Here is an 11,802-nt window from a genome sequence, read left to right as displayed (position 1 = left end):
GATGCACAATTAAGAATAGCACATCAGAACATAGCCCTATTGGATAGTACTATTGAGATAATTAAGCATCAATATAATTCAGGAATGTCCACTTCGGTTGCTGTAGAACAGGCTGTTGCTCAGAAGAATACAGCCGAGTTGATTATACCCCTCGCCCTTCAGAATATTGTTATTCAGGAAAGTGAATTAAGTATTCTTTGTGGAGAATACCCTGATAGTATCAAAAGAGCTAAAGATATAGAAGGTGCAGCTCTGGTAGACACATTCTCTGTTGGGGTTCCGGCACAGCTGATTAGCCGCAGGCCAGATATTGCAGCAGCAGAGTATTCAGTAATAGCACTGAACGCACAAACAGGCCTAGCAAAGTCTGAAATGTACCCTACATTCAGTTTGAGTGCACAATCTGGTGTGAATGCATTCCAATTTAATAAATGGTTCTCATTACCCGGATCGTTCGCATCAAACATAGCATCAAACCTAACGCAACCAATCTTTCAAAAAGGTGCTTTAAAAATAGCTTACAAAACAGCGATGATTGAACAGGAGAAAGCAGCTATTCAATTCAAACAGTCTGTACTCAATGCTGTCAGTGAAGTATCTAATGCAATGGCTCGATCAAAGCAGGCCTCAGAACGACTGGAACTTATTCTTAAAAAGCAACAAGCATTGGAAAAAGCTACAAACGCTTCTATTACACTCTATCGAAACGGAAAGGCAACATATTTGGAAGTGATTACAGCACAAGCAAGCAAACTTGAGAATGAGCTGGAGACAGTCAATATTAAGCTTGAAAAAGCCAATGCTGTAACCGAGCTGTACAGAGCTATTGGAGGTGGAGTAAACTAATAAGTTTGTCTACCATCTGAAGGACTGTTTAGATAGTAGACCTTTTGAACCTAATTAAAATAAATTGAAATAAGTAATGTGCAAAATATAAATAATATTGATTTCAGTAGTGTTTTCCAACCAGAGTAGCGGATTTTACGTTTCAATTTCTATGAAACTCCCTTATTTAGTCTGACTATGTAAAGTAAAGATTGCTATACTTTGAAAATCGATTTTCCAATATTACAATAACATATTTACCTTTCCACTTTGTAGACTATAGTAAACTATACACATCAGTATTAAGCTATAGAATACTATATTTCAGAGATGCACGCTGGATAATACATATTCTAGGAAAAAGAACTTTAATAATGTGTTTTTCCAGCAGTGCTCACTGTTTTTCAGAATCAATACTTAATTAGCATTTTAAATATGTTGAAAGTTCTACTAACACACGTAAGATATTGCATATACAGTTCTACTAATATAAAAAGATGTCGTTTGGAGCATATATTGAATAACACTAAATCTAACTAAATTAGCGTATTTTATCTCCAAGTGACTTCATAACTAGCCTGCGTTTATTATTATTCATTAGACTTTATCACGGTTTATTAATTATAGGATAAGAGCATAATCTGCATTGATTTTCTAAGGATATATAAATGCCTTAAATTTCGCTAATTTACTGTTTTTACTTATTAAAATAGACTGAGTTGTATATAAGCATTATCATTAATTAAACCTACTTGTTACAAACCGTGATAAAGTCTATTGATGTTTAGAAAAGACTCTCTGTTATTTCTGGAGAGTCTTTTTTGAGCAAGGTCTTATTTATTGACTTACAGCTTATACAATCTATCGAGTAAAGCAATTAATTAAATGGCTATAGTATATTCGACTTGAGTATATCCCTTTACCATAATATATGGAATCAGAATACCCTTCTTTACTAAGATTCAAAGGCTTTCCAGTTTAGTATAAGAGGAGACCAATTATGACTGGTCTCCTCTTATGTTTTATAACATACCTGTAGGCTTAGCCGAAAAATCTTTATCCTGGTAATACTGATCTAGAACATGCACAAGCACATCTGTAAGTGTCACCCCTGCGTAATAGGCTTGCCTTTCCATTTTATCTTTTAGTTCTGCAGGTATTAAAGCATTTATTCTTTCTGAGCTATCTCGGCTTCTATACTGCTCTTTAGCAATGAAACTTTTTTCTGTTTTTACTTTAGTAGGAATAGGTAACATCCCTAGTTTTTTTTCTATGCTCATAACTTTTCAAGTATTTCTAATGTAACATTAAGATAGTCTTTAGCGCCATTGGACTCAGGTGAGTATTCAAATATCGTCTGTTGCTCTAGCTGAGCTTTATCAATATTACTATCTATTCTGATATAATTTTTTAAGACAGATTCACCAAGGCTATTTCTAATTGAGTTTATTATTTCTTTTTTCATTACTCCTCTAATGTTTTGATGATACTTAATAATCAAAACACCTAATAATGAGATATCGGCTCCATATTCATTGAGTTCATTCATCTTGTTAATCAGCTTGCCTATTCCCTGATAACTAAATGTTCCTGCCTCAACAGGTGTCAAATAGTATTGTGCTGCAAAAATCGCATTTGTCACTAAAAGTCCTAAATTAGGAGGACAGTCAATAAGTATAAAGTCATACTTATTGACAACAGTTGCCAGCCTAATTTTTAACATATCATCACGTCTTGGTTTATTTGAAAGTTTTTCTTCCCACTCCATTAAATTGCTCGTAGATGGTATAATGTCTATTCCATTTTTAGATATGACACATTCTTCGAAAGTAGCTTCTTTTAGAATAAACTTACCAACGTGATTTTGAGGATATTCCTCAAAATTGAAACATCCTGATAAGTTACACTGAGAATCAAGATCGATAAGTAACACTTTGTGCCCTAACTTAGCTAGAGCTCCTCCTATATTTAAAACAGATGTTGTTTTTCCAACACCTCCTTTGTTATTTGTTATAGCAATAACCATATTATCATATTATTATATTATTATATTATTGTAATACCATATTATGATAATATGGTATTACAATAATATAATAATATAATTGGATTTCATAGTATTATGCATAAAACTTGCTTTATCGTTCCAGCGACAAGTATGTAATTCATTAGATCTCTAGTTCGACTGATATTCTTACAAATAAATCAGAGGCTTTAGTATTTAACGATCTTCTTCTTAAAATTGAGAGTTATTTTATTTACGGTTTTATTATATCAAATAGACTATACTTTAGTTCGTATAATAATTGATTAAACATACTCCTTGTAAACCGTGATAAGCTCTAATGATAATCAACACTCTTTCTGTTAGAATACTAATTACTAACAGAAGTTATCATAATCGTGTAGGAAAAACCTTGTCTTAATATTAGAACAAAAGCTAATAATCTATTTATTCTATGTAGCTATAAAGCGTTATAATGATTGACATTTCGGAATTATTTACATTGGATTTAAGAGGCGAATTTTATTCCAGATATACAATCATACCGACCAAGACTTAAAATGCCTTAAAAACAACTAAAATAGGCTTGTTTGTCAATGTCTATTATAATTTCAATATTCCATACATACGGAGCGTCACGTCAACTACTTCTTTAGTTGACGGGCCTCCGTTATTTTTTTGTTTTTGTTTTTTTTTGTTGTTCTTGAGTTATCCACATTTTGTCGTTACTTTTCTTATTTTTTCCTTAAAAAACCGGACAAACAAATATTTGTGATTATTTTCATTTTATTTGACATATATTTTAGGGCTCTGCAACAAATTGATTTTCAAATAATTATAACGTTAAAAGTTGTAAAAAAGTCGGTAAAAAGTTGTAAAAAAGTCGGTAAAAAGTTGTAAAAAAGTCGGTAGAAAGTTGTAAAAAAGTCGGTGAAACCCCGTTTAAAAGTTGTAAAAAAGTCGGTAGAAAGTTGTAAATAAAAATTGTACTACAACTTTTATTTACAACTTTTAAAAAAAGGTGTAAATTTACACCAAAATATACCTAAATACCTTTTACAAAATGACCCCAAACACCTCTTCTCTAGCTTCTCAGGAGGTTACTTTATGGCAAAGTAATTTCATTACCTCGGCTAAATATGAAATGTCTGCACTTGAAAAAAATATTATCTACATGGTTATGTCTCAAATAAAAAAAGAAGACTCTGCTGACAAGATTTATATAGTCGCTGCTAGAGAGTTAATGCTTTTGACTGGTTCTGAAATCAAATACACTGATTTCCAAAAAGCTACGGCAAAACTGGTTACACGTTTGTTACAAGGAACTCTGCCTAATGGTAATATCCTACAAACAACCTTTGTATCCAGTGCAGAATATATTAGAGGACAAGGTTTGATAGAGCTAACAATCTCTCCAAAAATTCGACCTTTTTACATTGATTTGAAGAAGGAATTCACCACATTTCAGTTGAATATTGCGCTAAATTTGCATACTATTTATGCTAAAAGGCTCTACGAAATTTTGTCAATGTTTAAAAACATGAGAAATCAAAAATTCAGAGTTAATTTATTTGAACTAAAGAAAAAACTCAACTTGATAGATGAAAAACAGGTAGAGATAAATATGCAAAATTTACCCATTTCAAGAAAGCTGTTTTAGATCCTGCAGAGAATGAAATTAATGGCAAAACAGATATTTCTTTTTCTTACAAAGTTATTGAAGGAAATAAAATAGGAAGAGGACGAAAACCTGTAGAACAATTAGAGTTTACTATTACATATAGTGAATCTTTAATAAAAGATACCTTAGAGGAACATGAGCTTCCTATTTTTACAAGGTTAACTACTTACTTCAATCTAAGAAAGAATCAAGCGTTAAAAGTACTTGATAATTTTCCTCTTGATGAAATAAATAAATCTCTCTATGATGTTCAACTTAGAATAGTCAATAAAGAAATTTCTAATATAGGAGCTTATACAGCACGAATATTCGGTGTTTAAATATTTCATTAATAAGTTGTAAAAAAGTCGGTCAAATACCTTTTATAAAAGAAACTCATATTATGCATAATAGTATGAGTTTCTTTTATAGATCCTTTTATGGTACTAGTCTACTCTTATTAAAAACACTTGAAGTAGCATAATTTTGTGTATCGTATTGTCATACCTAATATCAAAGTATCAAATTATTATACTTTATGAGTTTTAGAGTTTTATCTATCTGATTAATATTTACACTTAACTTAACTATGCTTTAACATTATCCACTCATAGATTATTAGTTTATTATTCTTTTCTATCCATTGATGACAGATGCCTTGTGCTCTAACATTAAATTATCAAAAACAATGAAACTATAACATTATGGTATATTTTTCCAGCTGAAATCATAGAAAATACAATAGAAGCAAAAGATCATCAAAAATAGTTTCCATAAGCCTATGAAATAACAACATATCTAAAAGTGAATTTTAGGATATCTAAAATTAATCATGTCCAAATGGGAAAGGTTCTTTCAAAATACTACCAAAGAGACAAAAGAGTAAAAAATGGAATACAAGAGCTATTGGGTAGTTAAAAGCTTAAACTTCTAGAAATTAAGTTACCTACTTACCTATTTACAAGTAATATTCTCATAACCAGCAAATTAACATATTTAGGTAACTTTACAAGATAGCTACAATCCGTTCTTACCTACCTATACACAAATCTCATAAAGTGCTAATTATTAATAAGATAAGACACTTTAGGTAAGTAGGTAACTTTAAAACTACAACTTTTAAAACTATGATTTTTAGATATTCATTAGATTAAACAGCTCTGACTAGGTTGTACAAGTGTTCAAGCTGCGGCAAACGAACTTTAAAAAGATATTGGGACAATGAGAATGGTAATTACATGCCAGATGAGGTTGGTAGGTGCAACAGAGAAGTAAATTGTGCATATCATCTAACTCCGAAGTTTTTTTTAGAAAAAATTGGTAGCAATTATGCACCAATAGTGATTGGAAGACACTCAAAAGAGGTAACATTGCTACTAACGTATATACAAAAAAGTTACTTAGATAGAACGATGAATAGAGATGAGCACAATAATTTGATTAGGTATCTTAGGCAGCTCTTTAAAGAAGACTTAACTCTGTATTTAGTAAATCTATTCAAACTGGGCACCTCTACCTACTGGAAAGGTAGTACAATATTCTGGCAGATTGATAAACGGGTAAATATACACGCAGGAAAAATCATGCTTTATGATTCCGACACAGGCAGAAGAAACACCTGTTCAATCATATTCAATGGGCTCACACAGTAGCCAAGTGGAAAGATTTTAGACTCGATCAGTGCTTCTTTGGATTACATCAAATAATACCCACTTAGCCAAGAGTATCTGTATTGTTGAATCCGAAAAACAGCAGTACTTATGACAGCATTAATTCCAATCGTGATTTGGTTAGCGTCTGGGGGAATGAATTTGTCAATTGAAAACTTTAGACCTCTAAAGCAATTTAAGCTAATTCTTTTCCCTGAGAAACGGTAAAAAACCTTACCAAAAATGGCAAGATAAAGCCCCCCTTATTAAAACCTTGGGATACACAGTTTCAGTATCAAGTATCTTAACGATTCAACAAAGGGAGAAGGGATATGATCTAGCATAATATCTAATGAAAACAGATACAGAACTAGGACTTACGCTAAATGACAATGACTATCCCGTGTCATGGGATTTTAATTCAAATACTTTTCCAAATCAACAATACGATAAACACTAATGTACAAATATAGAACCACCATACGAACAAAACTAGCACAAGAATACCAAGTATGTCTCAAGACATTTAACAAGGTGTTGATGCGTATCCCTAACTCCCAGTTTCAACTTGATAAAACGAGAAGAGTGTTACCACCCAAAGAGGTAGAGGCTATTATTAACCACTTAGGTCCTCTAAATGATTAATTTGAAATAATCTCCTTTCAACAGATTAACCTATATTAACATGAATTAATTGGGATTAACCTAGATTAACCTAAAAGTGTGTAACATGGGTTAATTAAGTTTGAGAGGTAAACACATAAATAGGAGGGTGGCCTCCAATAATTCACTACATGAATCACCTCAAAACGGGTAGAGTTATACAACTGGAAGGACTAGAGTTCGCAACACATAAAGAAACAATTGGATTTAAGTACGACGCAGGCACAAAAATACAACTCGCTGAAGAAGCTAACCTATATGGACTAACGCTTAGTGAGTACGTTGACACGATTCTTATCTTACCCAGAGACATCATCAAACAAAGCAGCAGAAAACAGAAATGACCTATTCAAAAGAAGAACTAGAAGTACTGATTAAAAAGATTGCTTTCTATGAAAATGATAGAATGCAGCAAGCCTATGAAACTCATAAAGGAAACACACTAAACATTATGTGTATTGATAATACTGAAAGACAGTTTCAGGTCAACCACATAGAAGACATTTTTACCATCATCATGAACCTGATAGAACTTTCATAAAATCATGTTTGAAGTAACATTACAACCATTTGGTATGAGTACAAGAGAAGAACTCACATTGTCGGGGAACAGGGCTTTAGTAGACACGAAAGAACAAGCAAATATTTCAGTACAATTGAGGACTATATTAATAGTATGACTTAATTAGGAATACTATTGATATTTTGGAATAAATTGAAAGATTGCATGCTTTTAAAGAACTTTTAAACAAAAGTTCTAGAACTAGTATTTTCTCGAGATTACACTATAAACTAAATTACCTAATCACATAAAATACCATCCATAAGTAATATATGTACAGCTAAAGAAATATATGAAAGCATATAAACCAAAAGCATTTTTTCAACTATGCTAGCGTAAACTTGGAATTCTACCTGTCTTTAGAAAATAACGCTATACAGTCATATGACGCTTCGGTATTGGCATTTTACGTTTGGGAGTCAATATTATACACTTTGGTTATAATATACACTTTCGACTAGCTAAGGGGAAATACCTTTGTAGTGTTCAATTACAAATCAATAAATCTTTCATTCAAATGAAAAAATACATGTTCTCTGCGATGATGCTTTTAGGAGCCATCGCTACAAAAGCACAATCAGTTGAATTAATTCCAAAAGTGGGACTTAGCATTGCTAGACAAAATTTTAAAGATATAGATGGAGAGAAGTCGAAAATAGGCTTTACAGGAGGATTGGCTATAAATATCCATACTAAGGCAAAAGGCTTATCGTTCCAGCCTGAAATCAACTTTGTGAATAAAGGTACTAAGCTAAATTGGGAAGAACGTAACACAAATTTGACACTCAACTATCTCGAAGTCCCACTTTTGGCCAAATACTCGTTCGGTCCGCTTTACATCAACGCAGGTCCATCAGTGGCAATGCTGCTAACAAAAGAACAAGATGTGGTTAAAGACTATGGCAATAAACCAAACCGTTTCGAGATTGGAGCACAGGCTGGTATTGGATTGGCCATACCAGTAGGCACAGGAAAGGTAATCATCGATGGTCGCTACCACTTAGGATTTACAGATATAGTAAAACAAATGAATGTTAAAAATCGTGGAGTAATGGTTTCTCTAGGTTATGCAATACCACTTTAATAAATAGTGTATATTAAGTATCACGGATTGATTTTACTGAAATAAAACTAGATATCAAGTACAAATAATAGGAAACAAGCCGTGATAATATCACTTTTAGCCCCAAAAAGAATTAGTGAGTAGACTATGTTTAGCAATCGGTGTCGACATGAGTTGACACCGATTTTCTATTTTACAGCGAGAGTATTCATTAAACTGTGTCAGGTAAAAATTTAACAAAAAGTTTTATTTTTACTTTTCACAGTTTTTTTATGGAGACCAATAATGACTTTGAGCGGTACGCCGCCGCGGTTCGAGGCTTTCAAAAAGGAAGCAATTAAGCAATTCCATTGTGGGGACTTTACAGTGGTAAATCTCTGACAGGCACTGACGGCATTTTTGCTCCCATGCTTAAACATTTTTTAGAATCAGCTCTACAAGGAGAGCTAGAGAATCATCTATCTGAATCGAAGGCTAATCAAGTTAAAAACCGTAAAAATGGTATTACTAGTAAGCGAATTAAAAGCAATGCTGGTAGTTTTGAGTTGGGAACACCCCGTGACTGTGACGGCAGTTTTAGTCCTGAAATAGTCCCTAAAAGACAGTTAGTTTTAACTGACACCTTAGAACGTCAAATTTTGTCTATGACTCGGCGTCCCCGTATGGGCACGGAATGAGCTACTCTTCTATAAATGAACAGCTTAACGAGTTGTACGGCTACCAGCTTTCTGCAGGTGAATTATCTAATATTACAGATAGGGTAATGCCAGCTTTGAAAGAGTGGCAGACACGTGTATTATCAAGGTTATATGCAGTAGTATGGCTCGATGCTATGTTCTACAAAGTTAGAGTTGATGGAAAAGTGTTAAGTAGAGCAATGTATAGCGTTATTGGTTTAGGTATGGATGGGAAAAAAGAGGTACTAGGATTGTATATGGCTGAAAGTGAAGGCGCAAAATTTTGGTTAGGAGTGCTTCAAGACTTTAAGAATAGAGGTGTCGAAGATATTTTAATTTCTTGTGTTGATGGACTCAGCGGAACGCCGCCCGAAGGTCTCCCAGAAGCAATTGAAACAGTGTTTCCAAAGACTCAAATTCAACTTTGTGTAGTTCACTAGGCGTGCCCCACCAGATACGTTATTCTACACGCTTTATTGCTGATAAACATCTAAAAGAGTTTATTAAAGACTTAAAGGCCGTTTACAAAGGAGAGCCTTACTGTTGCAGAAGATGCTTTAATTGCTCTGGAAGACAAATGGGGTGTTCAATATCCTAGAGCAGTAGAAACATGGACTAGAAATTGGGCTAATATTTCTACTTATTTTCAGTACTCTCCAGCCATACGTAAAATCATCTATACTACCAATACGATTGAGGGATACCATCGTCAGATTCGTAAAATCACAAAATCAAAAGGAGCTTTTACTTCAGAAAATGCCTTGCTAAAATTGGCTTACCTATCCATCCAAAATATGAGTAAAATATGGGCTAAAACAGCATTTAATTGGAAGGCTATGTTATCAGAGTTATTAAGTAATTAGACATTTTAAAAGTGTATTTTTGAGGATGCGTTATATTGATTTAAGCCCTGAAGAAAAAAGTCTGATAGAATCACTGAAGTCGACTAGCTCAAGTGCTCCTCTAAGAAGGCGTCTTGAATGTCTTCTTCTCTCCAATGGAGGCATGCAGGTGAAGAGTCTGTCAAGACATTTTGGCGTTACACAAAAGACTATCTATGAATGGTTCGATTTATGGGATAAAGGCAGTATAACTTCTATGCCCCTCAAAGGCGGTCGTGGAGCCAAAAAGAAGCTTCGAGATATTCCCAAGGAAGAAATTCTTAAGCTTGTTGAAGATACTCCACGAAAATCAAAGCTTGTATTGGTCAGGATTTCAGAGGATTATGGTGTTGAAGTGTCAGAAAAGACTCTTCAGCGATTTTTAAAAATCTGTCGGTCTGACTTGGCGAAGGGTACGTAAATCATTGGAATCCAAGCGTGATCAAGCTGAATTTGATGTAAAGAAGAGGCAGATAAGGGAGCTTGAATCATTGGCTGATAGAGGCTATCTGGATCTATTCTACTACGATGAGAGCCATTTCAATCTTACACCCAACATTCCTTATGCTTGGCAAAAGAAGGGGCAGACCATTAAATTACCCTGTGCAAAAAGCAAGTCTATTAATGTGGCTGGATTCTATTCCAAAGATAATGAGTTCTTTAACTATCAGTTTAGAGAAACTATCAATACTGACAAACTCATAGAGGTTTTTGAAGATTTCATCAAAGAGACAAGAAAGAAGACTGTCATCATTATAGATAATGCACCAATCCATAAAAGCAAGAAATTTATGTCATGCCTCCCAAAGTGGGCTGAGCATTGGGATGTCCATCTGTTTTTCTTACCACCATACTCGCCAGAGCTTAATCTTATAGAAATACTCTGGCGTAAAATGAAGTATGAATGGCTAGAGTGGCATGCGTATTTGGACTTTGAGAGACTTCAACAAGGTCTCAATTATGTGTGTAAGTGTCGGCTTCCCATTTTTAGTACAGTTTAAAAATATACATAATCTGTCTACTTTGATTATGTTTTAGACCCTTCTTGGGCTGAGTGTAGCGTAGCGGAACGAAGCCCAAGAAGGGTGTTCTGTTTTTTCATTCTATAATCTACTGGGCTCATTCCACCTAGAGAGACATGCGGGCGAACGAAATTATAATCCCTCAGCCATAGATCTGTTTCTTGGCGAACTTCCTCCAAAGAATCAAAAGCATAAGCATCTAATACATGTCTGCGGTAAGTTTGATTGAATCGCTCAATGTAGGCATTTTGCGTTGGTTTCCCTGGTTGAATATAGTGAAAAACGATGTCATTCATCTGACTCCATTCTTGCGCTAGCTTTGCTACAAATTCTGGCCCATTATCCATTCGAATCTTAGTGGGCTTACCATATTTGTTCACCAAATGGCGAAGAATATAAATCACCCTACTACTCTTGAGCGAGTAGTCTGTCTCTATGAAAAGTACTTCTCGATTGTAATCATCTATCACGTTAAAGCTTCGGAATGAACGCCCATTGCTCAAAACATCACTCATGAAGTCTATGCTCCAAGTTTGAGTAAAGCTTTGGGGTACTTCTAAGGGCTCTTTTACTCTAGCCACAAGACGTTTTTTAGCCTTTCTACGAATAGAAAGACCCATATGAACATACACCCGATGCACTCGCTTATGATTGAAACTATGACCCGCATTGCGCATACGGTGGTAAAACTTCCAAAAGCCTTCACGAGGATGATCCTTACTCAATTGTGATAATTCATCCATTAACACTTGATCGTTCTTAACGGATTGATACCTTAAACTGCTTCGGCTCGTT

At 34.1% G+C, this 11,802-nt stretch carries 13 protein-coding genes and 2 pseudogenes; 12 read left to right on the top strand and 3 right to left on the bottom strand.

All coding sequences use genetic code 11. The features are described from left to right. Positions 1-846 (top strand): TolC family protein (locus BWI92_RS26235; RefSeq protein ID WP_176464552.1); only part of this gene is annotated, 846 nt, incomplete at its 5' end. A 1,001-nt stretch (positions 847-1,847) separates the two neighbouring features. On the opposite strand, the gene BWI92_RS26230 is transcribed toward BWI92_RS26235, so the two are convergent. Beyond that, positions 1,848-2,105: a hypothetical protein gene (locus BWI92_RS26230; RefSeq protein WP_095168588.1), complete on the bottom strand. Its 258-nt coding sequence runs from the start codon at positions 2,103-2,105 to the stop codon at positions 1,848-1,850. Beyond that, positions 2,102-2,851, bottom strand: a complete 750-nt coding sequence (locus tag BWI92_RS26225; RefSeq protein WP_095168585.1) for a ParA family protein — start codon at positions 2,849-2,851, stop codon at positions 2,102-2,104. The genes BWI92_RS26230 and BWI92_RS26225 overlap by 4 nt, the downstream gene beginning before the upstream one ends. A 1,123-nt stretch (positions 2,852-3,974) precedes the next feature. Here BWI92_RS26225 and BWI92_RS26220 point away from each other — a divergent pair. From BWI92_RS26220 to BWI92_RS26175, 11 genes and pseudogenes are all read left to right on the top strand, one after another. Beyond that, entirely contained in the window at positions 3,975-4,490 is a 516-nt protein-coding gene (locus BWI92_RS26220) for a replication initiation protein (RefSeq protein ID WP_176464551.1), read from the top strand. Between the two features lie 17 nt (positions 4,491-4,507). Then, entirely contained in the window at positions 4,508-4,831 is a 324-nt protein-coding gene (locus BWI92_RS28970) for a hypothetical protein (protein WP_409024768.1), read from the top strand. A gap of 828 nt (positions 4,832-5,659) precedes the next feature. Continuing rightward, a pseudogene (locus BWI92_RS28965) lies at positions 5,660-6,207 on the top strand (DUF6371 domain-containing protein). Positions 6,208-6,229: 22 nt separating this feature from the next. Next, on the top strand, positions 6,230-6,367 hold the full coding sequence (locus BWI92_RS28960) for a DUF6371 domain-containing protein (protein ID WP_409024767.1): 138 nt from the start codon (positions 6,230-6,232) through the stop codon (positions 6,365-6,367). A 231-nt stretch (positions 6,368-6,598) separates the two neighbouring features. After that, a complete protein-coding gene (locus BWI92_RS26205; RefSeq protein WP_095168579.1) occupies positions 6,599-6,784 on the top strand; it encodes a hypothetical protein in 186 nt (61 codons plus the stop codon). A gap of 358 nt (positions 6,785-7,142) precedes the next feature. Continuing rightward, positions 7,143-7,343 (top strand): hypothetical protein, encoded by a 201-nt coding sequence (locus tag BWI92_RS26195; protein WP_095168575.1) that lies wholly within the window; start codon positions 7,143-7,145, stop codon positions 7,341-7,343. A 538-nt stretch (positions 7,344-7,881) separates the two neighbouring features. Further along, complete coding sequence (locus tag BWI92_RS26190; RefSeq protein ID WP_095168573.1) at positions 7,882-8,448, top strand: porin family protein; 567 nt, start codon at positions 7,882-7,884, stop codon at positions 8,446-8,448. 386 nt (positions 8,449-8,834) lie between these two features. Beyond that, positions 8,835-9,104 (top strand): transposase, encoded by a 270-nt coding sequence (locus BWI92_RS28955; protein WP_409024766.1) that lies wholly within the window; start codon positions 8,835-8,837, stop codon positions 9,102-9,104. Further along, positions 9,101-9,967: pseudogene (locus BWI92_RS28415) on the top strand (IS256 family transposase). The gene BWI92_RS28955 and the pseudogene BWI92_RS28415 overlap by 4 nt, the downstream one beginning before the upstream one ends. A gap of 25 nt (positions 9,968-9,992) precedes the next feature. Further along, on the top strand, positions 9,993-10,406 hold the full coding sequence (locus tag BWI92_RS26180) for a helix-turn-helix domain-containing protein (RefSeq protein ID WP_095168571.1): 414 nt from the start codon (positions 9,993-9,995) through the stop codon (positions 10,404-10,406). 4 nt (positions 10,407-10,410) lie between these two features. Further along, on the top strand, positions 10,411-10,986 hold the full coding sequence (locus BWI92_RS26175) for an IS630 family transposase (protein ID WP_176464550.1): 576 nt from the start codon (positions 10,411-10,413) through the stop codon (positions 10,984-10,986). A gap of 26 nt (positions 10,987-11,012) precedes the next feature. Here the strand turns inward: BWI92_RS26175 and BWI92_RS26170 are convergent. Further along, on the bottom strand, positions 11,013-11,802 hold a 790-nt coding region (locus tag BWI92_RS26170; RefSeq protein ID WP_141234940.1), incomplete at its 5' end, for an IS3 family transposase.

Source organism: Flectobacillus sp. BAB-3569 (genome assembly GCF_002270355.1).
In the GTDB taxonomy this organism is placed as follows: domain Bacteria; phylum Bacteroidota; class Bacteroidia; order Cytophagales; family Spirosomataceae; genus Flectobacillus; species Flectobacillus roseus.
Note: the sequence above shows the minus strand (reverse complement) of the source record. Positions and strands in the feature narration are given on the sequence as shown.

Excerpts from the sequence above, each read along its gene's own strand:
- BWI92_RS26230 (WP_095168588.1), bottom strand. The coding sequence starts at position 2,105 with ATGAGCATAGAAAAAAAACTAGGGATGTTACCTATTCCTACTAAAGTA.
- BWI92_RS26225 (WP_095168585.1), bottom strand. The coding sequence starts at position 2,851 with ATGGTTATTGCTATAACAAATAACAAAGGAGGTGTTGGAAAAACAACA.
- BWI92_RS26220 (WP_176464551.1), top strand. The coding sequence starts at position 3,975 with ATGTCTGCACTTGAAAAAAATATTATCTACATGGTTATGTCTCAAATA.
- BWI92_RS26205 (WP_095168579.1), top strand. The coding sequence starts at position 6,599 with ATGTACAAATATAGAACCACCATACGAACAAAACTAGCACAAGAATAC.
- BWI92_RS26195 (WP_095168575.1), top strand. The coding sequence starts at position 7,143 with ATGACCTATTCAAAAGAAGAACTAGAAGTACTGATTAAAAAGATTGCT.
- BWI92_RS26190 (WP_095168573.1), top strand. The coding sequence starts at position 7,882 with ATGAAAAAATACATGTTCTCTGCGATGATGCTTTTAGGAGCCATCGCT.
- BWI92_RS28955 (WP_409024766.1), top strand. The coding sequence starts at position 8,835 with ATGCTTAAACATTTTTTAGAATCAGCTCTACAAGGAGAGCTAGAGAAT.
- BWI92_RS26180 (WP_095168571.1), top strand. The coding sequence starts at position 9,993 with ATGCGTTATATTGATTTAAGCCCTGAAGAAAAAAGTCTGATAGAATCA.